Raw genomic sequence first — 24,257 nt, 5'->3', positions numbered from 1 at the left:
TGAGGCCTTCGGAGAAATCCGAGGCCTTTTTTATATGCACGCGCCGGCGAAATAATTTGTTTCCCGAAAGGCTATTCTTTATTTCCAATCAAGGCGTTTGAACCTATAATGTTACTTGGGAATATCGCCCGCCCTATGGTATAATTTGTTCGCCAAAACAAGACTAAGGAGTATGGATCATGGAAAAAAAGCTCATTTTCGGTCATAAAAATCCTGACACGGATTCCATCTGCTCGGCCCTGGTTTACGCGGATCTGAAAACGAAGCTGGGCGCGAACGTGGAGCCGGTACGCCTCGGAGTAGTGAGCAGCGAGACACAGTTCGTGCTGGACTACTTCAAGGTAGCAGCGCCACGCCAGGTCGAGACGGTAGCAAACGAAGTAAACGAAGTCATCCTCGTCGACCACAACGAGCGCCAGCAAAGCGCGAACGACATCGAGCAAGTGCAAGTGGTGGAAGTCATCGACCACCACCGCATCGCCAACTTCGAAACGAGCAATCCGCTGTACTTCCGTGCGGAGCCAGTCGGCTGCACCACGACCATCCTGAAAAAAATGTACAAAGAAAACGGCGTGGAGATTCCGAAAGACATCGCAGGGCTGATGCTGTCGGCGATCATCTCCGACACACTCCTGTTGAAGTCCCCTACCTGCACGGAGCAGGACGTAGCGGCTGCCCGCGAGCTGGCTGAGATCGCCGGTGTGAATCTGGAGCAGTACGGCCTGGAAATGCTGAAAGCTGGCGCGGACTTGAGCGAGAAAACCATCGCGGAGCTCCTGTCTTTGGATGCGAAAGAATTCCAAATGGGGAGCGCCAAAGTGGAAATCGCGCAGGTGAATGCGGTAGACGTGAACGACGTGCTGAATCGCCAGGTCGAACTGGAAGCAGCCATCTCGAAGATCGTATCGGACAAAGGACTGGATCTGTTCGTCTTCGTCGTGACCGATATCCTGAACAACGACTCAGTTGCGGTGGCGATCGGAAAAGCTGCCCATGCGGTAGAGAAAGCGTACAACGTGACGCTGGCGGACAACAAAGCCGTCCTCAAAGGCGTCGTATCCCGCAAAAAACAAATTGTCCCTGTCCTGACGGATACGTTCGCAAGTCTGTAAGGGAAGCCCGTCCAAACGGTAAAACGGCAGGCCCCCCAATTCAGAGTGCGTTACAGGTTGTTCGATGTTTAAAGCAACGTAAGAAAAAGCCATCTGGTAATCCGGATGGCTTTTTTACATGCAAAATATATGCTTCCACGTCCGCCGTTTTAAGACGTTCCAAAGGGGGGGGCTTTTTCAACCATTGGTGTGCCGCCTGGCCTAAGCTCTTTGTGAGCAGACAGAATCAGGAATAGGGTTTCTGTACGCTCACAAGGGGCTTTTTTGTTTCCTTGATCAATCAGATGGTCGGCTTCTATTGCAAAGGCTAACGCTCCTGGAAAACTTCCCGAATCGGCAAGGAAGGGATTCCCTTGTTCCTGGGAATCCCGCGCCGTTATAGTGAATCCATTCGAAATTGATTCCTCAGGGAGTGTGTGTAGAAATGAACTGGAACATGATAAAAAGAGCATCATGCGTGTGGCTGTGCGCCATGTTTATCCACGTATTTGGAGGGTTTGCAGCTGCGGCAGAGTCGCAATCGGCAGCAGGTGTTAGCATTACGAAGTTTGCCTTACTGGAGAAGAAATTCGACAAGACGGGCAGCGCGGAATTCAAGCCGGATGGCACGCGCGATGGGCATTTTCAAGTGAGCATCGCCTTTTCGCAAAAAACCGTCGTGAATGCCATCGTCCTGCGTTCTACCGATGTATTCGGCAAAGAAAACTACCATGGAATCTGGAGGACCAACCGTGTGGGCGTCGGCTGGCTATTGGGCATCGTGCAGGGAGAGAAAGTGATCACGCCTGCATTCCGTCCAAATCCGAAAGATCCAGTCGGAACGTTTGAAGGGACGGTTTCCTTCGATTTGTTTGCGAATGACAACGGGACGATGAAGGAAGGACAATATTACGTCCTGGAAATCGAGACGCCCGAGGATACGATCATTTCGCAGCCGATTACGTTCGGGGAGCCGATGAGTGGTCCAGCAAGCGGGGGAACGAACGGCTCAGCCGGCGCCGAAACAACGCCTGATCCGAAACCTGCACCCACTCCTGCACCTACTCCTGCTCCTGCTCCCGTGACGGATTTGACGATTGCGGGCGGGCAGGGGACCATCACCGTTCAAGGAGCAGCACCAGGCGCAACGATCACGCTATTTCAAGAGAATGTCTGCTACGGCGGCGCGAATTGCAACTACAATTACCTCTCCAATTACGGCTCCAAGACCGCGGACAGCAAAGGGAGCATTGTCTTTTCGAAATTGCCGAGCAAGGGCGGCAACTATTACGTAATGGAAAGCGTGAATGGGGAGAGAACCCGGACATCGGCGGAAACGGCGGTTACCGATGAAAAAAACGCCGATTTGCTTAAAGTCGATTCGACTGGCGGTTACCTCACCTTCGTGAAAGGGACCACCCCGCAGGTGAGGCTGAATCTATACGGCGTTGTGCTGGATAGCGAAATCAAATCGGTCGATGTGTCGTATGCGGGCGTGACTTCAACGGTACCGGTCAACGACAAGAAAAGCTTCGTCCTGCAAAAGAATTTCGACCTGTATTCCCCGCTGGATATTGTCACGGTTACGGCGAAAGGGGCAAATGGGAAAAAGCATGTCATGCATATCAAGCTCGGCTATGATCTGTTCGATGACAAGACCGTGAAAGTGGAACGAAACGGGAAGGAAGTGACACTTCGGGCCCGCAATGGAACCGTCCGGACGTCGGAATTGCTTGTCTACCTGCTGGACGGCAATAAGCTGGTCCCCTTGGACGGAAAAGTAGAGCATGAGACAGAGTTGACCAACTCGATGGTGAACGGCTATCAAGTGAAGTTTAAGACAGAGAAAGCAACGCAGGACATTCGTCTGTTTGTAGCCATTCCGGATTCCGTGATCGAAATCGTGCCGATCATGCCATAGGACGGCGTTTTTCTCGGGACCGTCTCCCGTTCATCAGACGGGGATCCACACCTTGCAAGCGAAAGAGGCCAGTCGTCGGAATTCAACGGGCGACTGGCTGTTTCTCTTCCATACGGGCTTCGATACGGATTTGGCTGCTCATGTCAAATCGAGCGGATCCCCATCCCGCCTCTTTTTCACCAGACGTCCGGCTTCATTGCGGTCAACTACCTGCAGCTTGTTGAGAATGGTCGAGACGTAGTTGGCGACAGTCTTTGTGCTCAACTGAAGGCGGGATGCGATTTTGGCATTGCTGTCCCCCTCCGCGATGCGTTCGAGAATCTCCCGTTCACGCTTCGTCAATTCGGACAGGCTGGCATCCAGCAGTGGCTCTACGGGAGTCGGATTTGAAAAATAATGAATCATCCGCGAAGCGATATTGGAGCCAAAGACGGCCCCGCCGCTTCCTACCAAGCGAATGGATTGGATCAGCTCAGCTTCATCCGCATCCTTCAGAACATACCCGCGTGCTCCTGCTCGCATGGCCGTAAAAACAGATTGGTCGTCCTTGAACATGGTGAGGATGAGGATTTGCATGTGCGGATGCTTTTCCAGGATCAGACGGGTCGCTTCAATGCCGTTGCATCCAGGCATGCGTATGTCCATTAAAATCAGGTCGGGCTGCAGACTGGAAGCGAGAGCAATCGCTTCTTCGCCAGTCGACGCTTCACCCACTACACGCAGATCTTCCGTGGTAAGCAAAAGATTGCGGACCCCACCCCGAAACAGGGGATGGTCGTCCGCGACAAGAATGTCCAACGAGGATCACTCCTTTCTTTTCCGTCTCGATGCTGCAAGGAAGGACGGCGGCGACTTGCCGCACGATCCGAATGCCAACGTCACTTTGGCAGGACTACCGGGAACACCTTTTATCGCGTAACCCATTATAGCAACTTTCTAAAATTTCGAACACTCCACATCGGACCTTCCCGAAAGTTCCCGAGCAGCTTCCCTGAAAAGAAGGCAGCCATTGCTCTGCACGGCGGGAAACTCCACTTGCTACGATTGCTTCAGAAAGAAATCAATCGTACAGATGGAGGGTTTTTTATGGAATGGAGAACGGTTGTGAAATGGTTAGGCATGATTTGTTTGCTGGCAGGGCTCGCCCGGATGGGGATGACCCCGTGCGCCTTGATCTGGGGCTCGGACAGCCCGCAAGAGCTAACCTTTGGTTTTATCGCTTGCGTATTGATGTCCGTGGGAACGATCGGGACGTATCTGGTGCAATCGCGGGAAACAGGCATTGTGGGTTTTGGGGCGACGCTCTTGATCATCATAGGCAATATAATCATCACGAGCATGGTATGGAGCGTATTTGCGCTAGGCAGTCTCGCACCGGAAGATCCAGGTGTTTTTGTCGTGGTTACACGCCTGATTAGTATGGTCGGAACCATGCTTGGCACGCTGCTCTTTGCGATCGTGACGTTTCGGGCGCGGGTATACCCGCGTTGGATCGTCGCCCTGCATGTCCTCATGATGTGCACATTGGTTCTGGACGAATGGTTTGCCTTTTTCTGGGGATTGTCTTATGTCGGGATGGGCTATGTCATCTGGACCGGCAAATTTGCAAACAAAATCACAGCCGCATCGTAAAGAGTGAATCGCACTTCCGGGAATCGTGCGGGAACGTATTCACGGGGTGTATTCAAGCTTTTTCGCCGTTGCTATAATGATGGAATCCACGTATTGCCATACCGCAAAGGGGATATTTCGGATGAATGTTCGCAGGCTTTTGCCGATTCAAATGATGGTAATCCTATTCAACCTTGCAGTGGGTTCCAGTTTTCTCGTCAGCATTCCCCGCTATTATGAACGGTTGGTCGACCCGTGCATTTTGTCCGCCTGCAAGGTGGCGCCTGCTCCGCCAATGCCGCTCGCGGTGCTGCAGCAGGAGCACTTGACTGTCGAAAGCTACGCCCTGGTTTTCACCGTGATCGATGCCTCTTTCACGCTATTGTTTTACCTCGCAGCCCTGATTATTTTGTGGAAATGTTTCCGCGAACCGCTCGGCCTTCTCGCCTCATTGATGCTGGTGTCTTTCGGAACCACATTCCCTTCGCTCGTTTGGGCCGCCTCGGAGCCAACTCCAGCCTTATGGCTGTGGTTCGACCTCGTGGGCATGATCGGGTGGATTACCTTGTTCACATTCTTTCTCCTCTTTCCCGATGGGAAGTTCGTCCCAGCCTGGACATCAAAAGTCTTGCTCCTGATCTGTCTGGTGTACCTGTATAGCGGCCTGTTTCCGAATACCGCCCTCACTTTCACATCATGGCCGAGTCTCGCGAAGGGGGTCTGGCTGCTCGCAATCGTTCTCATGCTGGTAGGTACCCAGATTTACCGGTACCGGAAAGTGTCGCTCCCTTTGCAGCGTCAGCAGACCAAATGGATCGTATTCGGCATGTCGTGCGGGCTGGGCGGCTTCATCGGCATCAGTTTTTTGTTTGAACCCACGCTGTTTCAATGGGGCGCCGTCGCCTATATTTACCTGAACGGGGTCCTGGAGCTGTTTCTCCTGATCATTCCGCTGACCTTGACGTTCGCGATCGTCCGGCTACGCCTGTGGGATATCGATCCGCTGGTCAAACGAACGCTGGTGTATGTCGCTCTGTCCGTTTTTGTGGTCGCGGTCTATATTTTATCCGTCCTGTACCTCAGCCGCTTGTTCCAAACAAAAGACAACGTCGTGATTTCCCTGCTTGCCACGTCCGTGGTCGCCGTGCTGTTCGCTCCGTTGAAGGAACGGCTGCAGCGGCTCGTCAATCGCATAATGAAAGGGAGGCACGATGACCCGTATGCTGTACTTGCGGAGCTCGGGAACCAATTGGTCAAACCGCTCTCCCCTGAAGCCATGCTGGAAGTCGTCGTCACGACCATCAAGGAATCGCTCCGCCTGCCGTATACCGGCATCTCGATTTCCGTCAACGGCCAAAGCACGCTGGTGGCCTCCTCCGGGGAGCGCGCGGAAGAAATGCTGTCGTTTCCCATCATTCATCGGGGCGAGGAGCTGGGGACGCTGCTCGTGGCCAATCGTTCGCCAGGCGAGCCGTTCACGGCAGCTGACTACAGGCTGCTCGATGTTCTGCTCACACAATCGGGGCCGATCATCCAAAACGTGAATATGACCATCGGGATGAAGCTGTTGGCGGACGCCTTGCAGGAATCCCGTGAAAAACTCGTGTTGGCGCGCGAGGAAGAGCGCAGGCACATTCGCCACAACCTGCATGATGACCTCGCACCTCGTTTGGCCGCGCTCGCGCTGAATGCCGCCGCCGCCGAAAAACACGTCGTGCACAACCCCGAGACCGCCAAAGAGTTGATGGTCGAGCTGAGAAACGTCATCCGTTCTACTGTCGACGAGATTCGTTCATTGGTTCACGATCTGCGCCCGCCTACCTTGGACGAATTGGGATTGATCGGGGCTGTACGCGAGCGGATCACAGTGCTCGACAAGTCCACTCGCCATCTCCCCTCCGCAAGCGAGGAGGCAGGGCTGCGAATCGCCTTGCAAGCGCCGGATCGCCTTCCGCCCCTGCCTGCCGCTGTCGAGGTGGCAGCCTATCGCATCGTCACCGAGCTGTTGGTGAATGTGGTACGCCACGCAAATGCCACCGCTTGCACCGTGCGAATCCACATTTCCCCTTCCGGCCAGCTGGTTCTGGAGGTGACGGACAATGGCATTGGCATCCACCCACGGCCCAAGCCATCAGAAAAGGGAGGGCTCGGACTTATGTCCATTCGCGAACGAGCGGCCGAGCTCGGGGGACACTGCTTCTTTGAACACCTGGAGACCGGGGGGACCCGAGTGACAACCACCTTGCCGATCTGAGAGAAAAAAGTCGCAAATGCCTGCAAAGTTTCCCATCCCGCCCTTCAGAAAGGGAGAAAAAAAACCGATATGACAAAAAGGAAAAAATATCGGTGCCGGCGGCGGAGTATCCTTGGCCGGCAGCTGTGGGGGAAGCAAAGTGAAAGCTGCATCACGGATGATCATCGCGTGCGTGTGTCTGTTCTTCATGTTCGTCGCATTGACCGGGTTCTCCTCGCCTGAAGGAGAAAAGCGAAAGGCGACGTGGCTGTGGAACACGTCTCTCATCGCATCTGAGCCCGCACAGATTCTCTCCTTTTTGAAGGAACAGGGGGTAAGCCTGCTCTATTTGCAGATCGACACGAAACAACCACTGTCAACCTATCAGACGTTCATACGGGAAGCCCGGCTGGGGGGCGTGGACGTCCATGCGCTTGGCGGCAGTCCCGCTTGGGGGCTTGCGGACAAGCGGCAGAACGTCTTGGCCCTGGTAAATTGGGTCCATGCCTACAATCAGCTCGCGGCCTCGGACGAAAAGTTCACCGGGATCCATCTCGATATCGAACCATACCTGCTGCCGGAATGGAAAGCCGATCAACCGGCTGTCATTCGGCAATGGATGCAGAATGTAGAGGCCTACACCGACCTGGCGCGGCAAAAACCGGGCCTGGAAATCGGCTGCGACATTCCTTTTTGGCTGGATAAGCTGGCACTGCCGGACTCGCCGAGTACTGCACTCGGCGAATGGCTCATCGGAAAGCACGACCAGGTCGCAATCATGTCCTACCGAGACCGGGCGGAGGGCCCGAACAGCATCACGTCACTCGCTGCGGAAGAGCTGGGCTGGGGAGACGGACTTGGGAAAACCATCTATCTCGGCGTTGAAACCAAGCAGAGCAGCGAAGGGGACTTCGTGTCGTTCTACGAGGAGGGCCTGCAGCAGTTGAACCAGGAGGTGGCCAAGCTCCCGGCATTGGTGGGGAATCATCCATCCTACGGAGGAGTTGCCGTGCACTCGTATGAACATTGGAAGGCATTGAAGGAGTAGCGGCAGATAAAAAGACACAAGCGGACGATGCACGTCCAACGGCGTTTAAGCTGGAGCGGTTCCAGATGTCTTCACGGAAAATTGACCCGGTAGAAATCAAAAAAACTGCACCTTCAAGAGGGGCAGTTTTTTTCTATGATTAGAGATAGGAGAAATGATGAAGAAAAACCGCCCCACATCAAAAGGGGACGTTCGAGATTCGAAAAGAAGCGGGGGAAACCATGAAACAAGCATCTGTCCATTCGGTTTTTCAAGAGACGCTGTCTTTGCCGCAAATCGTCGCGCTCTACATCGGAGCGGTAGTGGGCTCCGGAATTCTGCTCATCCCCGGTCTGGCTGCGGAAATGGCAGGACCTGCCTCGATCGTGGCGTGGGCGGTCATGTCCGTGCTGGTCGTCCCGATGGCCATCACGATGGGGCTTTTATCTGCAAGGCATCCTCATTCGGGCGGCGTTTCCCATTTCGTGCGGCTTGCGTTCGGGGATCGCTTCGGAAACGCGGTCGGCTGGTTTTTTCTGTTGGCGGTACCGATCGGGGGTCCGATCCTGGCCGTGACCGGCGCCAAGTATGTGGCGATTCTGTTGAATTGGGGAGACGTCCAGACCTACGCGGTGGCGGCTCTGATCTTTTTCGTCGTGCTGGGGATGAATGTGTTCGGCTTGCAGCTGGCAGGCAAAGTGCAGACGATCGTCGTATCCCTCATCATCGCCATTCTGTTGCTCGCGATCTGCACAGCTATCCCGCATTACGACCCGGTGCACCTCACCCCGTTTTTGCCACACGGCTGGTACAGCGTGATGCAGTCGGCTGCGCTGCTGTTCTGGTGCTTCATCGGCTGGGAGGCGGTCACGCATTTGTCGCAGGAATTCGTCGATCCGCAGAAAAACGCGATCCGGGGAGTTTTGTGGAGCGCCGGGGCGGTAGCGCTGCTCTACTTCGGCGTAGCCTTTCTGACCGTCGGGACGCACAGCTACGGCAATCAGTTGTCGGCAGCGTCTCTGAGCGTCATGGTAGGGCTGTCCCTAGGGCCGGTCGGCGGCTGGATCGTGGCAGTGACAGCCCTCTTCATCTGTATCGCTTCGGCCAACGCCTACGTCAGCGCCGCTTCCCGAATCGCCTACGCTTTGGCCCAGGAAGGGATCGCACCGAAATGGTTCGGGATCCTGCATCCGAAGTACCGGACACCCGTTGGGGGACTCGCCTTTATCGCACTAGCTTTTGCCATCGTGTTTTACGTGCTCGCCAGTGGGATGATCTCGTTCTCCCAGCTGATCCAACTGCCGAATGCCACTTTTTTTGCCACGTACATCGGCGGTTGCTGTGCCGCAGTTCGCTTGCTGAGGGATTCGCGCCTGGGCAAACTGTGCGCCTGGATATCGCTGGTCGTCTCGTTGGGACTGTATCCGTTTCTCGGTTGGTCCGGCCTGTATCCGGTGGCGATTCTGTTGTTCCTGCGCGTCTGGGAATGGAGCAAGCAGAGGAAACGATCGAAAGGCTGACGGTGAAACCGGACGAAAAAACTTGTGCCCGATGGAAGGGTGCGAGTTTTTTTTATGGCCGTTTATGCGGTTGTTTTTCATTTTATTGCATAAAAATAAACCCGAAAAAAATTCTGATCATGAAAATCCGTGGAACATCATGTGGAGAGAATGCTGGTTTGTTAGGCGTTCATGCACATTTTCCTGCATATTTTTTAATCAGTCTGAAAATAGAAAATGATTGAAATGTTGATAGCGAGTGAGTATGATGTTTTATAGGGTCAATACCCTTAAATAACCCTTATATTAACGATTGTGCATTTGGCTGTTTATTTGGCAGGAATTTGAGGAGGAGTTTCGGCAATGAAGCTATGGGGAGGGCGCTTTCGCAAGGAAGAAAACAAACTCATGGAGGATTTCAACAGTTCCCTGCACGTCGACAGGCGCATGTATCTCGAAGATATTTCCGGCAGCGTGGCCCATGTCAACATGCTGACGCAATGTTCCATTCTGACCCGGGAAGAAGGGGAGAAAATACGCGAGGGACTCTTGTCCATTCTGCAAGACATCGAAAGCGGCGCGCTGGCGTTGGAAGGCGAGTACGAAGACATCCACAGCTTCGTGGAGAGCCATCTGATCCAGCGCATCGGAGACACTGGCAAAAAACTACATACGGCCCGGAGCAGAAACGACCAGGTCGCCGTAGACATCCGCCTGTATGCGAGGCGAAAAGCGAGTGACGTGCTGGCAGCGGTAGAGGAACTGCAGGAGAGCCTGAAAACCAAGGCGGAAGAAAATCCTTCGATCATGCCAGGCTATACCCATCTGCAGCGGGCGCAAGTCGTGACGATGAAGCACCATCTGCTGGCGTATGCGCAAATGCTGGAGCGGGATAAGAAACGGATTCGAAACGCGATGGAAATATTGGATGAAAGCCCGCTTGGCTGCGGCGCGCTGGCCGGCACGACCCATCTGATCGACAGGGAGATCACGGCCCGCGAGCTGAACTTCGCCAAACCGGTAGACAACTTCATCGACGGGGTCAGCGATCGGGATTACTTGCTGGAGCTGATGGCCGATTTCTCGATCATCATGATGCACCTGAGCAGGCTGAGCGAGGAACTGATTTTGTGGAGCAGCCAGGAATTCAAATTCATCGAAATCGACGATGCGTACGCCACAGGGAGCAGCATCATGCCGCAAAAGAAAAACCCGGATGCAGCCGAGCTGATCCGCGGCAAATCGGGACGCGTCTACGGCTCGCTGGTTTCTCTGCTCACGACGATGAAAGGCTTGCCTCTGGCGTACAACAAGGACATGCAGGAGGACAAGGAGGCGTTCTTTAACGCACTGGATACGACGATCGCGTGCCTGCAAATCATGGCCAAGATGATCGCCTCGATGAAAGTGTTGCACAAAAACATGGAGTCCGCCGTGAAAAAGGGCTTCCTGAACGCAACCGAGCTTGCCGATTACCTGGTGAAAAAGGGAGTCGCATTCCGGGACGCCCACAGCATCGTCGGATCCATCGTCATCTACTGCGAGGATCATCACAAGGGAATCGAAGACCTTTCGCTGGAAGAGTTGCAGTCGTTTGAAGAGAAGATCGATCAAGATCTTTATGAGTATATTGACTATCACAATATTTTGAACAAAGGTACGAAAGTCGCTCTAAAGCAGTAGGCAAACAGACAGATCGGAAAACCGGGGAGGGATTTTAATGCGTATCAAGGTGATTAACCCGGACTTCGGCATGTCCGACGAGACCTTGCGAAGCCGCGAGCGGATGCTGCAGGCGGTTGCGAAGCCGGATACGGTCATCTCCATGGACTGCCTGACCGACACGCACGTGGCCATCGACTCCGCACTGGACGTCGTTCTCGCGGGAGCCGAAATTGTGAAGCGTGCGAAGCAAGCCGAACAAGACGGCTATGATGCAGTGGTTCTCTATTGCCTGAGCGACCCGGCGATGGTGGCGTGCCGGGAAGTCGTCCGAATCCCCGTGATCGGAGGAGGTCAAGCGTCCATGCTCGTAGCGGGCATGCTGGGCTATCGCTTTTCCCTGCTGACCACCTCGCACAAGAGGATGCCCGAAAAAGAAGAATCGGTTCGCTATTCGGGAGTGGACCCCAGCAGGCTCGCTTCCGTACGGAGTATCGAGCTTCCAACCGACGACCCGCGCCACGACATTCCGGATACGATTCGACTGCTTGCGGAAGCGGGACGCGACTGTATCGAAAAAGACCGTGCGCACGTGCTTGTTTTGGGCTGCCTCAGCTTTGCGGGGATGGGCCGGGAAGTTTCCGAACTCACGGGCGCGCCCGTCGTCGATCCGGCTTTTGCCGCCATCAACATGGCCGAGCTGCTTCACGCCCAGCGCTTGTCGCACAGCCGCATCGCCTATCCGTCACCGCCGCTCCGGCATCGGAGCTGGAGCAGCGGAGAGCTCTGATCTGGGTTTGGTGCAAGCCTTCTATCAGGTATCTCATTTTTCATTATAAAAAGGGAGTTGTTCATCATGAAAAAGAAAGCATTTGCAGGTGTGTTGTTGACTGCCGTACTGTCTGTAGCCATGCTGGCGGGCTGTGGAAGTTCCCAGCAGGCAAGTCCGCAAGCGGATGGCAAGAAATCGGACAAGGAGCTGGTCGTTGTGACCAATGCGACCTTCCCGCCATTCGAATCCGTAGACACCTCCAGCGGAGAGAAAAAGTACGTCGGTCTGGACATTGACATCGCGAACCAAATTGCCAGCAATCTGGGTGTCACCATGACCATTAATGATATCGCCTTCTCCGGCTTGATCGGCTCCTTGATGGATGGACGTGCCGACGTCGCCGTGTCTGCCATGTCTCCGACAGAGGAACGGAAGAAAAACGTCGACTTCTCCGACTCATACTTCTCCCCGCGCAATGCGATCCTGGCGCCCAAGGGCTCGAACTTCTCCGCTCTGGATCAGCTCGGTGGCAAAAAGATCGCTGTCGTATTCGGCACGACGTATGAAAAAGACGCCAAAGCCATCCAGGGTGCCAATGTCGTCAGTCTGGACAACAGCACGGCCGTCATTCAGGAGCTGAACAACAAGCGTGTAGATGCGGCATTTATCGACGGCTCCCAGGCAGCCGTCTTCCTGAAGAAGTATCCGGAACTGGAAATGCACCTGCTGCCGGCTACCGACGACACCTTCGCGTTCGCATTCCCGAAAGGCTCCAAGTGGGTAGAGCCGTTTAACAAAGAACTGAAGAAAATGAAAGAAAACGGCGAATTGGACAAGCTGATTGAGAAATGGCTCGGTAAAGAATTCAACCAACAATAAAGGAGTCAGCCATGAATCTGCAATTTGAGCAAATTATTCCCAGTATTCCGTTCCTCTTGAACGGAGTACTGGTCACGTTGAAATTTACCGTGCTTTCTGCCATTGCGGGTTTTATTTGGGGGACCATTCTCTCGCTTTTCAAGATCTCCAGAATCAAGCCGCTCGCCTGGTTCGGAATCGCCTACACGTCCGTTTTTCGGGGCACGCCTTTGCTGGTGCAGCTGTTTCTCGTGTACTTCGCGACGCCGCAGTTGACGGGGTACAGCATTCCCGCCCTGGAGGCGGCCGTTCTCACATTTGGCTTGAACTCTGCAGCCTATATCTCCGAAGTCATCCGCGGCGGGATCCTCGCCGTGGATAAAGGGCAACGGGAAGCGGCGATGTCTCTCGGCGTTCCGTACCGCCGAATGATGCTCGACATTATTTTTCCGCAGGCATTGAAACACATTTTGCCTGCGCTTGTGAACGAAAGCATTGGGCTTTTGAAAGATTCGACACTGGTGGCGACCATCGGCGTCATGGATATTTTGAGAGGGGCGCAAGTGATTCAAAACGAGACGTATCTGGCGTTTGAACCGCTGATCCTGGCGGCGGCGATCTACTACGTTCTCGTCATGATCCTGACTTCCATCGCGCGGCAACTGGAAAGGAGAGTGCGCAGAAGTGATTAAAATAGAGGGCCTCTCAAAACGTTTTGGACAACTGGAAGTCCTCCGTGACATTTCCCTTGAAATCGGCAAGGGAGACGTCGTGGCGATTATCGGCCCGTCCGGATCGGGGAAATCGACGCTGCTTCGCTGCATGAACTTGCTGGAAACGCCGACGAGCGGGTCTGTCATGATCAAGGGCCAGGACATCACCAGCCCGAAGACCAACCTGATGGCGGTGCGGCAAAACATCGGGATGGTGTTTCAACACTTCAATCTGTTCCCCCATATGACGGTTATGCAAAATATGACCTACGCGCCGATGAAGGTGAAAGGCATGAGCAAAGAGCAGGCCGAGCAGAAGGGGATCGAACTGCTCACCCGGGTTGGACTGAAAGACAAACAGGATGTGTTCCCGGGAAAACTGTCCGGCGGCCAAAAGCAACGGGTGGCGATCGCCCGCGCTTTGGCGATGGAACCGGAAGTCATGTTGTTTGACGAACCGACCTCGGCGCTGGATCCGGAAATGGTCAAAGAAGTGCTGCAGGTAATTCAAGCGCTGGCCCATACCGGGATCACCATGGCGCTCGTCACGCACGAGATGGCGTTCGCGCGGGAAGTAGCGGACCGCATCTGCTTTTTGGACGGCGGAAGACTGGTGGAGGACGCTTCGCCTTCCGAGTTTTTCCAAAATCCGAAGTCGGAGCGTGCCAAACAGTTCCTGGAAAAAATGATTTAACCAACAAGGAGGTGCCACGAACGTGAGCGAACCGCGTTTGCAATGGCCGAACGGCGCCAGATGTGCTGTCATGTTGAGTTTCGATATGGATGCGGAAACGATTTGGGCAAATGGAAACAAGCATATAGAAGGAGGCTCCCAGTTTATTCGTTCCCTGTCCATCGGGCAGTACGGGCCGCTGCGCTCCGTGCCGCGAATTCTGGAGCTACTGCGCAAATACGACCTTCCCGCTACGTTTTTTGTCCCGGCATGGGTGGCGGAAACATACCCGGAGCCTTTTGTCGCGATTGCGAAGGAGGGTCACGAATTGGGGCATCACGGCTACCTTCACGAAAGGTTTGTCGATCTGTCCTCCGAAGAGCAGCTCGACATCATCCAGCGCAGCCAAGACATCTTCAAACGAATGGTCGGAAAAGAAGCGAGAGGCTTTCGGACGCCTTCGGGTGACTGGGCCAAGCAGACTCCGCAGCTCTTGCACGACGCGGGCTTCCTCTACTCCAGCTCCATGCGCGGGGATGACCGTCCGTATCGCACCGTGCTGAATGGCGAGGAATCCGATTTCATCGAGATTCCGCCAAGATGGGAGCTGGACGATTACGTGCAATTCGGCTACAACCTGTACCCGGCCGAACCTGCCGGCCAAGACCGGATCAGCAGCCATGAGTACGTGCTGGACAACTTCAAGCAGGAATTCGACGGCTACTACCGATACGGCTTGTGCTACGTGCTCATGATGCACCCGCAAATCATCGGGAAGCCGGGCCGGATCCTGATGCTGGAACAATTGATTCAGCACATCAAGTCCCATCCGGACGTATGGTTTGCCACCGGGGAGCAGATCGCCGAATGGTGGAGAGAGAAGTATTAGGAGGAGAAGGAGGGGACAGCATGCCTGACAACCATATCGTTTGGCCCAATCGTGCCAAGTGCGCCGTGACGGTGACCATCAATCTGGATGCGGAATTTTTTTGGCTCAGCATGTTTCCGGATAGCATCCACCGTCCGAAAACCTTGTCGATGGGGCAATACGGTCCGAATCGCGGGCTTCAGAGAGTCTTGAACGCGCTGGACGAATACGGGATCACGGCCACTTTTTTCATCCCTGGCCGAACAGCACAGACCTATCCGGAGCAGGTGCGGGAAATCGTGAAGAGGGGCCATGAAATCGCTCACCACGGCTATACGCATGAAAACTTCGGACATCTTTCCGTGGATCGGCAGCGTGAGGAGATCGTGAGGGGCATGGACGTGCTGGAAGAGATCACAGGCACTCGCCCGGTCGGCTTTCGCGCGCCGGAGGGAGAGATGACCCAAGAGACGCTGGAGCTTTTAGCGGATTTCGGCTTTCTTTATTCGAGCTCTCTGTTCGGAGACGACCGTCCGTATATTCATGCGTTTTCCGGGCAACGGCCGCCACTGGTCGAGCTCCCGCTGCATTGGGAGTTAAACGACTTCCCGTACTTTGCTTTCAACTACACCCCGGCTTTTCCAGCAGGACAGGGCAGGATCGCGAACTACACGCAAGTCCTCAGCGCCTGGAAACGGGAGTTCGACGGTTTTTACGAGTACGGCTTGCATTACGTCACGCAGTTTGACCCGCAGACGATCGGCACTCCGGGACGGATCGGACTGCTGGAGAAGCTGTTCGCCTACATTCGCCAGAGGGACGATGTATGGATTTGTACGGCGCGTCAGATGGCGGAGTTTACCATGCGGGGGCAACAGAAATGACGAACGAGACGACGAGGCTGATCCAAAGCCACAGGTCCATCCGGAAGTATACCAACGAGCCTGTTTCGCGGGAAATTCTCGAAGCATTGTTCGCATCGGCCCAATGGGCGCCTACTTCTCACAACGTGCAGGCTTACAGCATCGTTCATGTAAAGGACAAAGCGATCCAAAAGCGTTTGGCGGAGCTTTGCTCGCAAGCGTTTATCGCTACCAGTCCCGTGTTTTTGGTGTTTTGCGCGGACTTCTATCGGTTGCAGCTGACGTGCGAGATGCACGCCACCTCGTTTACGCTCGGCCAGCCGGAGGATTTGCTGGTAGGCGCAGTAGATACAGCCCTCGCTGCGCAAAACGTGATGATCGCAGCCAGATCGTTCGGTCTGGGCGGAGTCATGATCGGCGGCATACGCGACAATCCCGAAGCGGTCAGCGAACTGCTGGACCTGCCTCGCTACACCATGCCGATCATGGGGATGTGTCTGGGATATCCTGCGGAAGAACCGCTGCAAAAACCGAGATTGCCGCAGCGAGTGGTGGTGCATGAGGATGCTTATCGCACGGAGGACATGCTGTCCGGGCTGGAGGAGTATGAGGCGATCTCCGCAGACTACTACCGCAGGCGCACCAACGGCAAACAGACAGATGGCTGGACGAAGCAAATGGCGGAGTACTTCAATCGAGCCAGACGGGCCAACATCAAAAACTACGTAGAAAACCAAGGGCTTCTAAGGAAATAAGGACTAAAAAGAGTTCTGATAATGGCTGCCATTAGCGGAGCTCTTTTTTTCATCGCCGAGGTAGCTTCTCGGCGGATTCGGGACTTGGCCAAAAAGTTTGAGCAGCCAAAAGTTTTCGCCTAGATATATACGCTCATCCCATAAGTGCGATATTATATACGAATAATGGAAAAATACGAAACGATGAATAAATAGGCACGAAGGGGTTTCGATATGTATCAAATTGGTGTTGTTGGGCCAAAGACTTCGGTAGACAGGATACTGGGGCTGGCAGCGGAATTTGAACCGATCATGCGATTTATTCCTTTGCCGTACCATGAATTTCAGGAGACACGCCGCATCGTGCAAGAGAACGACGACCAGGTCGACATGTGGCTCTTTTCCGGAAAACTGCCTTATTTGATCGCGGAGGATGTCCTGCATACGGACGAAAACCTCGTGCACATCCAGCATACCGAGTCCAGCCTGTACCGCTGCTTTCTGCTAATGGCGTATCATCAGGGGAAATTCATCGAGCGCGTAAGCATCGACGAGCTGTACGAGTCGCAGCTGGAGGTCGCGCTCGGACAGCTGGATTTCGCAGCCAAAGACCTTTATGTGAAGACATACGATATCGATACGAATCCGGATGACCTGCTAGACTTTCACCTGCAGCTGTGGCGCGAGGGCAAGACGGACGCCGCCATCACCTGCTTCGAAGGCGTCTATCTCCAGCTGAAAGAGGCGGGTGTACCGGCCTATTGGTTTACCCCCAGCGAATTGGAGATCAACCAGGCCCTGCGCATCCTGGCGGAAAGGGTTCGGGCTTTTTATTTCAAGGATACACAAATCGCCGTCGAGATCATCGAGATCGACGAATTTGACAAAATCGCGGAGAAGGCAAGAAACCCGTACCGGCTGCAATACCTCGAGCTGCGGCTGAAGGAGGCGCTGATCCGCCTCTGCGAAACGATCGACGGCTCACTCATGGAGCGGGGAAACGGCCGCTACGTGATCTTCAGCTCTCGGGGAGCGATCGAGCGCAGGCTGGACATGCTCAAAAACACGGTCGAGCAGCTCGCGCTGGAGACGGAATCGACGGTCGAAGTCGGAATCGGCTTTGGGGAAACGGTCTTTTCCGCGGAGGTCAATGCGATTTCAGCCATCCAGTACTCGAAAGAAAAAGCCGAATCCGGGATTGTGATCGTTCAGGAAGACGGCACCGTCATCGAATCGGCAGGAAAAGACGAGGAACTTTCCTACTCGGTCCGCATGGATGATCCGGAGTTTCTGGAGCGGCTCAAAAAAGCGAATGTGGGCATCCGGACGTACAACAAGATTGCCGCATTCGTCCGGAAAATGGGCTGGGCCACTTTTTCCACAAAGGAGCTGGCTACTCAGCTCCATCTGGACGAGCGCAATGTCCGGCGCATTATCACGAGCTTGGCGGAGGTAGGGCTGGCGGTCTGCGTCGGGGAGAAGGCGACTTCATCTCGTGGACGGCCCGGGAAAATATACCGTTTGGAGTAGGCAGCGTCAAGCCTGTGCGACTGGCGATCGAAGCGATTTGGTATCGGTTTCGAATCGAAGCGGGTCGCGGGATCGTTGCCGCAATGGCAAAAAAAGCGAAAAAAGATCAGGCATGAAGGCTCGTCTCCGCAGGGGGACGAGCTTTTTTGCTCCCGTCACGGTTTATTCGCGGGCAGCCAGCGAGTCTGGAAAAGCGGATCGTAGCAAGACGCGGCAGAAAGGTTCCTGAATAGATGCAAAAAAAGGGTGGAGAATACCCGTTGACATTGACGGTGCGTAAATGTGTACGATGAATTCGTCAGGAGGGATGACCATGGAATATACAGTGCAAAAGCTGGGGCTCCTGGCGGGCGTCAGCACCCGGACGCTCCGATACTACGACGAAATTGGCATTCTCAAGCCGGCGAGAATCAATTCGTCCGGGTATCGTATCTATGGTCCGGCAGAGGTCGACCGGTTGCAGCAAATCCTTTTTTACCGAGAGCTGGGTGTGAGCTTGGAGGAAATCAAGGAGATCATCACGTCACCCGACTTCGACGCCGACCAGGCACTGCGGGAGCACCGCAAGAGGCTCCTGGAAAAACGGGAACAATTGGACGCGCTGATCGCGAACGTCGATCAGACGCTCGCCCAGAGAGAGGGGAAGAAAACGATGAGCGACAAACAAAAATTTGCTGGCTTCAAACAGAAGCTGATCGATGACAACGAACGACAGTACGGCAGTGAAGTCCGTGCCAAATACGGGGATGAGCAGGTCGACCGATCGAATCAAAAGATCAAAGGAATGACCGAAGAAGAGTACGAGAGACTGTCGAAGCTGGAAGCATCCATTCGCGAAGCGCTTGCCGAAGCGTATGCGACGGGCGATCCGGCATCGGAGCTCGCACAGCAGGCGGTCCGGCTCCATCGGGAGTGGCTGACCTTTTACTGGGACGGCTACACCAAAGAGGCTCACATGGGACTCGCGCAGATGTACGTGGACGACCCTCGGTTTACCGCCTACTATGACCGCGACCAGCCGGGCATCGCTGCTTTTTTGCGGGATGCGGTGATGGTGTACGCCGGTAAGGAGTAAACGCTAGCAAGCAGCTATAGGAGCCCTCTTCGTGGCGAAACGTTTCAAGCTGCCTTCTTCGGAAGGCAGCTTAAAGTCGTTGGGAGCGGGACGTTGTTAGATCATGATCGAGAAATACGTAAACGTAAAAACCAGCCAAGCCAGAAGAATGGAAGCCAACCACAGCTGAGACCTGTAGTCTTCATCCTTGACGATCTTGCGGACGATCCTCGTCAAGGTGACCAAGAGCCAAATCGCCAAAAAAGGGTTCAAATAAACTGCGGACAAGCCTACGATGAAATCCAAAGGATCACCTCAATCTTTTAACCGAACCACAGGAGAAGGGACGGGACCATCCAGAACTGACGATGCCATTGTTTTTCCAGATCCCTCCTCTTCTCCAAAATGACACGATGCACAAGCTTCATGAATCCTTGCCTTCTTGCTCTAATTGTTATACTCTTGGGAAAATTAGGGTTTCCCATAAGGTGACACGAGTTGGTTGGTGCCGCGTCACTCGATACGATCAATCGTGATGATGCTCAATCCAATCCGAAAGTGGAAAAGGGATCCCCGTACTTGACGAGAACATGCCACAGCTGCTTGAGATGCTGCCATGTCAAGACCTGGGTCCCCCAATCTTGCCAGCGGTCCGGGTAGCGGTGCAGATCCGCAGCAGCTCTGCCGATTGCGGCCGCATCCAGTCTGCCGGGAGATGTCGCAAACTGCTGTGTCACTCTTTGGGCGAGAGGAGGCATGGCTGGTCCGCGGAAGTCGTCTGTCACGGCCGTCGCCGACATGTGAAAGCCGGGATGCCAGAGGAGCGGAATGGAATGCCGCTGGCACAGCCTTTGAAGCTGCAGTCCCGTTTCCGTGTGATGAAAGGACGGATCCGCTACGAGCGCTTCGACGTCCGTGGACAGGTCGATGGGACCGTGGATTTGTGCTTCTACATAGTCATCGAGGGCGCGACCGAGAATAGGTGGAGCCGCTTCCTTTTCAGCGTTCGGCAGGCGCTGCAAGCTGCAATCGCTCTACCAAGGAAGGGACATCCATGTTCGGCGTTCCGAGTGCTTCGCCGCTTTGAGCGACGCTGTCGAGCAATGCCTCAAGCACAGGCTCGAAGCAGCCGATCGTGCCGACATGCTCGGGACCGGTATGGCTGTCGCCAAACGTGAATGTACAACGTCCGAGTGTATGCGGCCGCAGCCGAATGTAGCAGGAGCCGAAGCGAGGGGAGGCGCCGTCCGCATAGTCCATAAGATTGAGCGCTCCGTATTTGGGACGTTCCGAGGCTTGTACGCGGGACGACTGGTAGCTGCCCCCGAACAGTTTTTCTTCCCAGCAGTCGCGGTCTCCACCTGGAAAGGCAGTGGGGCTGCCGTTTGAGACAGCGGTTATAAACTGGCTTTGGTAGACGCCATCAGCGAGAAGTCCTTCCACGACGGTGACGCCCGAGGGGAGCAGCCGATCGGGATGGAAGTTGAGCGTGATCCGGGCGTGCCGGGTGACCATGGAGAGCAGATCATCCACGGTAACGAATGTCGCGCCGGCTTTCGCCAGAATATGTTCGGACTTCTTCCGCATTTGCTGTCGGTGCTGCTCTGCTGTTGACTGCACATGGGCCAGTGCCCGGGTCTGGGCAGAGGTCAACACAGATCCTTCCGCAGAACGATTCGTATCACTCATCTGGAGACCTCCTTGTTCATTCAGGAAAATGATCGATAACCATAAGTTCATTTATTGTAGGGCAACGAATGGGCGAACTCAATCCCTTCTTCCATGATTGGAAAAAATACTCTAATGAGGCGGGGATGCAATGATGAGACTGGAAAGCCAGATCGCGGTCATCACCGGCGTCAGCCACGAAAGAGGCATCGGGGCAGCGATCGCACGGACTTTTGCCAAGGAAGGGGCCGATGTCTTTTTCACGCATTGGCAAGCCGGATCGGACTGGGAAAGCCGCTTCCGGCAGGAAATCACGGGGTATGGCGTTCGTTGCGCAGGCATGGAAATCGACTTGTCGGATGCCCGCGCTCCGTTTCGATTGCTGGACGAGGCTGCCGCTCGATTGGGAGTGCCGACGATCCTCGTAAACAACGCGGCCTACTCGACCCGCGACGGTTTTGAAGCCTTGGACGCCGAGACGCTGGACGCGCATTATTTCGTCAATGTCCGGGCCGCCTGCTTGCTCAGCGTCGAATTCGCCCGCCGGCTGCAGCGCAGCGGCAAGACAAACGGGAGAATTATCAATCTGACATCCGGTCAAGCCCAAGGGCCCATGCCGGGGGAGCTGGCTTACGTGGCGAGCAAGGGAGCGATTTCCGCCTTTACCCTCACCTTGTCCGTTGAGCTCGCGCCTCATGGCATCACCGTGAACGCCATCAATCCGGGGCCGACCGATACGGGATGGATGTGGCCCGAACTGGAGAAGGCGCTCCTGCCGAAGTTTTTGCTAGGACGGATAGGACAGCCGGAGGATGCTGCGCGTTTGGCGTTGTTCTTGGCAAGCGACGAAGGGAAGTGGATTACAGGCCAGGTCATCAATTCGGAAGGTGGATTTTACCGATCGTAATCGTCGTGAAAAAGGAGAGGGAAAGCATGGAACGAAAGGTTGTCGGGCAAACCGCCTCGGTGGGCTTTCAAATCGGGGTGAGGAGGACGGTTCCCATATCCCCGGAACAAGCGTGGAACGAGATGATGTCTATCGAGGGCTTGAGCAGATGGCTGGGCACGGTGTCTTCGGTCACGCTGGAGCCCAAGCGCACGTTTCAAACGGAAGAGGGGATCACGGGGGAATTTCGAATTGTGAAGCCGTCTTCGCAAATTCGGCTGACCTGGAAAAAGCCGGAGTGGGAAAAGCCCAGTACGTTGCAAATTCGCTTCTTGAGCAGCGATGGCGTCAAAACGACTGTCAGCTTTCATCAGGAGCATTTGCGTGATCAACCTGTTCGGGAAGAGATGAAGCGGCGCTGGGAGGAAGTCCTGCACATGATGAGAGAAAGGCATGCCTGATGAGTGCATGCCTTTCTCGCCGCTTGGTTCTGACGCGCTTCAGACGAGAGAGTCGGGGGAGCCTGCGAGCTGCCGCCCCAGTGGCGTGGGGATGCCATCCATGCTGGTGCAGTTCTTCTCCCGATGATAGGCAGCCAGTCCGTCTTCTCCTTTGGCGGTCGCCCATTTTTGCAGGGTGTCGCGTTCCCCTGTGTAGGAAAAGTAGGGAACGCTGAAGCCGCAGGACGTCTTCACCGCGTGCAAGGAAACTGCAATGATTTGCCGAGCCCCTGGCAGCAGCTCGAAATGGCCCGCCATATCTTCCCACTCGGATGTGCCCGGCAAAATGACACGGCCTTTGCCGTACAGCCGCAAGATCATGGGCGCCCCTTCAAGAGCCATGAACATGATCGTGATGCGCCCGTTTTCCGCCAGGTGGGCGCTCGTTTCGTTTCCGCTTCCAGTCAGGTCCAGATATGCGACTTCGGTGGGAGATAAAATCCGCAGCACATCATACCCTTTGGGGGACAAATTGACGTGCCCATCCGCATCCAATGGCGCAGACCCAACGAAAAAGATGCGCTGACGTTCGATGAAGGCTTTATGCTCAGGCGAAATTTCCGAAAACAGCTTAGCCATGCCTATCCTCCTGTTCGATAGCGGTGTAAGTGCCCTGCTCTATTCTATAGAAAACATTCGCCAGGGATTTCTCTTCCCCTTTAGGCGTGCGGGAAGAATGTGGCCGAGTGCGAAGAAACACAAAAGCCGGTCCTCCTGCACGGAGTGACCGACTTTGGAAGCATAGAAGCTCAGTCCGACTGCATGTGCCGAAAGAGACGGGCCATAGGCATGGTCGGGGAAATCAGACGAGCTCTTTTCCTTTGGTTTCAGGGAGGAACAGCAGAACGAGGACCGCAGCCAGCCCGAAAGCGACGGAAGTAATGCTGAATGCGACACCGAGTCCCATCGTGGTGGCGAGGACGCCGATCGTGAACGGGGCGGATGCGGCGACGGCCCTGCCGAAGTTGTAGCAGAATCCCTGGCCTGTCGCCCGGATCGCGGTCGGAAAGAGCTCCGCAAGCACGGCCCCGAAACCGCTGAAGTATCCGGATCCGAAAAAGGCTACCAGCGGACCGAGCAAGAGCAGCTTGCCTGGATCATGAGTGAAGCCGTACAGAGGGACGAGGACCGCCGCCAAGGCAAAGAACAGGATAAACGTGATTTTTCGGCCGATTTTGTCCGCCAAAAGGCCGAAGATCACGTACCCGAGCCATGCTCCGACCTGCATGATGACGATCCAGCTCGTCTGCTTCATGAGATCCAGTCCGGCGCCTCCCTTTTCCACAGGGGTAGCCAGGTATGTCGGGATCCAGGTAAAGAGTCCCCAGTACCCAAACTGGGCACAGATACTCAGGACAGAGCCGAGAATGGTCCAGCGCCGAACTTTTTTATCAAACAGCTTGACGAGGCTGCCTTTTTCTTTGGTGTTCGTCTTTTCGGCTTCTTTTTGCTTTTCTACCCAAATGTCGGGCTCGTCCGTTCCGAGGCGTACCCAGATCGCAAACAGAGCGGGAATGATCCCGACAAAGAACACGCCGCGCCAGCCAAACGTCGGAAGGACGAGCCCGGCGATGATGGCAGCGAGCCCGTAGCCGATCGCCCAGGAGCCTTGTACCAAGCCCATGGCTTTGCCGCGGTGCTTGGCCGGCCAGCTTTCGGTGATGAGTGCGGCTCCCGCTACCCATTCGCCGCCCATGCCCAGGCCGACGATCAGACGGGCGACGGCCAGCTGCGTGACGGACTGGGAAAAGCCGCCGAGTGCCGTAAACAAGGAAAAGACTATCATGCTAATCATGAGTGCGGTCGTTCTTCCTTTTTTATCGGCGATCATCCCGAAGATGAGACCGCCGAAGGCCGAGCTCAGAAGGGTGAGAGATGCCAGCAATCCAGCGGTGGACTGCGTCATTTGCAGGTCAGCCATGATGTACACGATAATCATGGCATACAGGGTGACGTCCATCGCATCCAGCATCCAGCCGGTGCTCGCGGCTACCAGCGTCTTCCATTGTTTGGACGTAATTTCTCGGTACCAGGGGACAGAGCGGGATGCCATATCCGCTTGAGGGATTTTTTCCATGTGCGCTACCTCTTTTC

24 protein-coding genes are annotated in these 24,257 nt (G+C 55.0%); 18 read left to right on the top strand and 6 right to left on the bottom strand.

Annotation, left to right across the window (positions count from 1 at the left end):
- Positions 1-179 precede the first annotated feature (179 nt).
- Positions 180-1,112, top strand: a complete 933-nt coding sequence (locus RGB73_RS19770; protein ID WP_310764465.1) for a manganese-dependent inorganic pyrophosphatase — start codon at positions 180-182, stop codon at positions 1,110-1,112.
- Positions 1,113-1,536: 424 nt separating this feature from the next.
- Positions 1,537-3,012: a hypothetical protein gene (locus RGB73_RS19765; RefSeq protein ID WP_310764464.1), complete on the top strand. Its 1,476-nt coding sequence runs from the start codon at positions 1,537-1,539 to the stop codon at positions 3,010-3,012.
- Between the two features lie 138 nt (positions 3,013-3,150).
- Here the strand turns inward: RGB73_RS19765 and RGB73_RS19760 are convergent, their stop codons facing one another.
- Positions 3,151-3,810, bottom strand: a complete 660-nt coding sequence (locus tag RGB73_RS19760; protein WP_310764463.1) for a response regulator transcription factor — start codon at positions 3,808-3,810, stop codon at positions 3,151-3,153.
- A gap of 288 nt (positions 3,811-4,098) precedes the next feature.
- Here RGB73_RS19760 and RGB73_RS19755 point away from each other — a divergent pair, with 288 nt between their 5' ends.
- The 14 genes from RGB73_RS19755 to RGB73_RS19690 all read left to right on the top strand — a co-directional run bounded on the left by RGB73_RS19755 (position 4,099) and on the right by RGB73_RS19690 (position 19,130).
- Positions 4,099-4,644 (top strand): hypothetical protein, encoded by a 546-nt coding sequence (locus RGB73_RS19755; RefSeq protein ID WP_310764462.1) that lies wholly within the window; start codon positions 4,099-4,101, stop codon positions 4,642-4,644.
- Positions 4,645-4,765: 121 nt separating this feature from the next.
- Positions 4,766-6,877, top strand: a complete 2,112-nt coding sequence (locus RGB73_RS19750) for a GAF domain-containing sensor histidine kinase (protein ID WP_310764461.1) — start codon at positions 4,766-4,768, stop codon at positions 6,875-6,877.
- A 139-nt stretch (positions 6,878-7,016) separates the two neighbouring features.
- Positions 7,017-7,904, top strand: a complete 888-nt coding sequence (locus RGB73_RS19745) for a hypothetical protein (RefSeq protein WP_310764460.1) — start codon at positions 7,017-7,019, stop codon at positions 7,902-7,904.
- Between the two features lie 221 nt (positions 7,905-8,125).
- Entirely contained in the window at positions 8,126-9,403 is a 1,278-nt protein-coding gene (locus RGB73_RS19740) for an APC family permease (RefSeq protein ID WP_310764459.1), read from the top strand.
- A 342-nt stretch (positions 9,404-9,745) separates the two neighbouring features.
- Positions 9,746-11,065, top strand: coding sequence for an argininosuccinate lyase (gene argH / locus RGB73_RS19735; RefSeq protein ID WP_310764458.1), 1,320 nt, complete (start codon positions 9,746-9,748; stop codon positions 11,063-11,065).
- 37 nt (positions 11,066-11,102) lie between these two features.
- Complete coding sequence (locus RGB73_RS19730) at positions 11,103-11,834, top strand: aspartate/glutamate racemase family protein (RefSeq protein WP_310764457.1); 732 nt, start codon at positions 11,103-11,105, stop codon at positions 11,832-11,834.
- Between the two features lie 66 nt (positions 11,835-11,900).
- Positions 11,901-12,695 (top strand): transporter substrate-binding domain-containing protein, encoded by a 795-nt coding sequence (locus RGB73_RS19725; RefSeq protein ID WP_310764456.1) that lies wholly within the window; start codon positions 11,901-11,903, stop codon positions 12,693-12,695.
- Between the two features lie 11 nt (positions 12,696-12,706).
- A complete protein-coding gene (locus RGB73_RS19720) occupies positions 12,707-13,366 on the top strand; it encodes an amino acid ABC transporter permease (protein ID WP_310764455.1) in 660 nt (219 codons plus the stop codon).
- On the top strand, positions 13,359-14,081 hold the full coding sequence (locus tag RGB73_RS19715) for an amino acid ABC transporter ATP-binding protein (protein WP_310764454.1): 723 nt from the start codon (positions 13,359-13,361) through the stop codon (positions 14,079-14,081). The genes RGB73_RS19720 and RGB73_RS19715 overlap by 8 nt, the downstream gene beginning before the upstream one ends.
- A gap of 22 nt (positions 14,082-14,103) precedes the next feature.
- Positions 14,104-14,949, top strand: coding sequence for a polysaccharide deacetylase family protein (locus RGB73_RS19710; protein WP_310764453.1), 846 nt, complete (start codon positions 14,104-14,106; stop codon positions 14,947-14,949).
- 20 nt (positions 14,950-14,969) lie between these two features.
- Complete coding sequence (locus RGB73_RS19705) at positions 14,970-15,812, top strand: polysaccharide deacetylase family protein (RefSeq protein ID WP_310764452.1); 843 nt, start codon at positions 14,970-14,972, stop codon at positions 15,810-15,812.
- Positions 15,809-16,546 (top strand): oxygen-insensitive NADPH nitroreductase, encoded by a 738-nt coding sequence (nfsA, locus tag RGB73_RS19700; protein WP_310764451.1) that lies wholly within the window; start codon positions 15,809-15,811, stop codon positions 16,544-16,546. The genes RGB73_RS19705 and nfsA overlap by 4 nt, the downstream gene beginning before the upstream one ends.
- 213 nt (positions 16,547-16,759) lie before the next feature.
- Entirely contained in the window at positions 16,760-18,055 is a 1,296-nt protein-coding gene (locus tag RGB73_RS19695) for a helix-turn-helix domain-containing protein (protein ID WP_310764450.1), read from the top strand.
- 313 nt (positions 18,056-18,368) lie between these two features.
- Complete coding sequence (locus RGB73_RS19690; protein WP_310764449.1) at positions 18,369-19,130, top strand: MerR family transcriptional regulator; 762 nt, start codon at positions 18,369-18,371, stop codon at positions 19,128-19,130.
- A gap of 96 nt (positions 19,131-19,226) precedes the next feature.
- Here the strand turns inward: RGB73_RS19690 and RGB73_RS19685 are convergent, their stop codons facing one another.
- The 3 genes from RGB73_RS19685 to RGB73_RS19675 form a co-directional block, all read right to left on the bottom strand.
- Positions 19,227-19,415 carry a hypothetical protein gene (locus tag RGB73_RS19685; RefSeq protein WP_310764448.1) on the bottom strand — a complete coding sequence of 63 codons (189 nt, stop codon included), beginning with the start codon at positions 19,413-19,415 and terminating at the stop codon, positions 19,227-19,229.
- A 236-nt stretch (positions 19,416-19,651) separates the two neighbouring features.
- Entirely contained in the window at positions 19,652-20,131 is a 480-nt protein-coding gene (locus tag RGB73_RS19680) for a DUF3626 domain-containing protein (RefSeq protein WP_310764447.1), read from the bottom strand.
- Positions 20,109-20,798 (bottom strand): DUF3626 domain-containing protein, encoded by a 690-nt coding sequence (locus RGB73_RS19675; RefSeq protein WP_310764446.1) that lies wholly within the window; start codon positions 20,796-20,798, stop codon positions 20,109-20,111. Before RGB73_RS19675 ends, RGB73_RS19680 begins: the two co-directional genes overlap by 23 nt.
- A 130-nt stretch (positions 20,799-20,928) precedes the next feature.
- On the opposite strand from RGB73_RS19675, the gene RGB73_RS19670 reads away from it, so the two are divergent.
- Together RGB73_RS19670 and RGB73_RS19665 are read left to right on the top strand one after the other, a co-directional pair.
- Positions 20,929-21,684 (top strand): SDR family oxidoreductase, encoded by a 756-nt coding sequence (locus tag RGB73_RS19670; RefSeq protein ID WP_310764445.1) that lies wholly within the window; start codon positions 20,929-20,931, stop codon positions 21,682-21,684.
- A 26-nt stretch (positions 21,685-21,710) separates the two neighbouring features.
- A complete protein-coding gene (locus RGB73_RS19665; RefSeq protein WP_310764444.1) occupies positions 21,711-22,124 on the top strand; it encodes an SRPBCC family protein in 414 nt (137 codons plus the stop codon).
- Between the two features lie 39 nt (positions 22,125-22,163).
- On the opposite strand, the gene RGB73_RS19660 is transcribed toward RGB73_RS19665, so the two are convergent.
- The gene (locus RGB73_RS19660) at positions 22,164-22,742 is read right to left on the bottom strand and encodes a pyridoxamine 5'-phosphate oxidase family protein (protein ID WP_310764443.1); all 579 of its coding nucleotides are present in this window, start codon (positions 22,740-22,742) and stop codon (positions 22,164-22,166) included.
- A gap of 223 nt (positions 22,743-22,965) precedes the next feature.
- The gene (locus RGB73_RS19655; protein ID WP_310764442.1) at positions 22,966-24,240 is read right to left on the bottom strand and encodes an MFS transporter; all 1,275 of its coding nucleotides are present in this window, start codon (positions 24,238-24,240) and stop codon (positions 22,966-22,968) included.
- Positions 24,241-24,257: the final 17 nt, after the last annotated feature.

Source organism: Brevibacillus brevis (genome assembly GCF_031583145.1).
Taxonomy (GTDB): domain Bacteria; phylum Bacillota; class Bacilli; order Brevibacillales; family Brevibacillaceae; genus Brevibacillus; species Brevibacillus brevis_E.
This window is presented reverse-complemented; position numbering and strand designations above follow the sequence as displayed.

Bases quoted from the DNA above. Each gene is read 5' to 3' on its own strand.
- RGB73_RS19770 (WP_310764465.1), top strand. From the start codon at position 180: ATGGAAAAAAAGCTCATTTTCGGTCATAAAAATCCTGACACGGATTCC.
- RGB73_RS19765 (WP_310764464.1), top strand. From the start codon at position 1,537: ATGAACTGGAACATGATAAAAAGAGCATCATGCGTGTGGCTGTGCGCC.
- RGB73_RS19755 (WP_310764462.1), top strand. From the start codon at position 4,099: ATGGAATGGAGAACGGTTGTGAAATGGTTAGGCATGATTTGTTTGCTG.
- RGB73_RS19750 (WP_310764461.1), top strand. From the start codon at position 4,766: ATGAATGTTCGCAGGCTTTTGCCGATTCAAATGATGGTAATCCTATTC.
- RGB73_RS19740 (WP_310764459.1), top strand. From the start codon at position 8,126: ATGAAACAAGCATCTGTCCATTCGGTTTTTCAAGAGACGCTGTCTTTG.
- argH (WP_310764458.1), top strand. From the start codon at position 9,746: ATGAAGCTATGGGGAGGGCGCTTTCGCAAGGAAGAAAACAAACTCATG.
- RGB73_RS19730 (WP_310764457.1), top strand. From the start codon at position 11,103: ATGCGTATCAAGGTGATTAACCCGGACTTCGGCATGTCCGACGAGACC.
- RGB73_RS19725 (WP_310764456.1), top strand. From the start codon at position 11,901: ATGAAAAAGAAAGCATTTGCAGGTGTGTTGTTGACTGCCGTACTGTCT.
- RGB73_RS19720 (WP_310764455.1), top strand. From the start codon at position 12,707: ATGAATCTGCAATTTGAGCAAATTATTCCCAGTATTCCGTTCCTCTTG.
- RGB73_RS19705 (WP_310764452.1), top strand. From the start codon at position 14,970: ATGCCTGACAACCATATCGTTTGGCCCAATCGTGCCAAGTGCGCCGTG.
- nfsA (WP_310764451.1), top strand. From the start codon at position 15,809: ATGACGAACGAGACGACGAGGCTGATCCAAAGCCACAGGTCCATCCGG.
- RGB73_RS19695 (WP_310764450.1), top strand. From the start codon at position 16,760: ATGTATCAAATTGGTGTTGTTGGGCCAAAGACTTCGGTAGACAGGATA.
- RGB73_RS19690 (WP_310764449.1), top strand. From the start codon at position 18,369: ATGGAATATACAGTGCAAAAGCTGGGGCTCCTGGCGGGCGTCAGCACC.
- RGB73_RS19675 (WP_310764446.1), bottom strand. From the start codon at position 20,798: ATGAGTGATACGAATCGTTCTGCGGAAGGATCTGTGTTGACCTCTGCC.
- RGB73_RS19670 (WP_310764445.1), top strand. From the start codon at position 20,929: ATGATGAGACTGGAAAGCCAGATCGCGGTCATCACCGGCGTCAGCCAC.
- RGB73_RS19665 (WP_310764444.1), top strand. From the start codon at position 21,711: ATGGAACGAAAGGTTGTCGGGCAAACCGCCTCGGTGGGCTTTCAAATC.
- RGB73_RS19660 (WP_310764443.1), bottom strand. From the start codon at position 22,742: ATGGCTAAGCTGTTTTCGGAAATTTCGCCTGAGCATAAAGCCTTCATC.
- RGB73_RS19655 (WP_310764442.1), bottom strand. From the start codon at position 24,240: ATGGAAAAAATCCCTCAAGCGGATATGGCATCCCGCTCTGTCCCCTGG.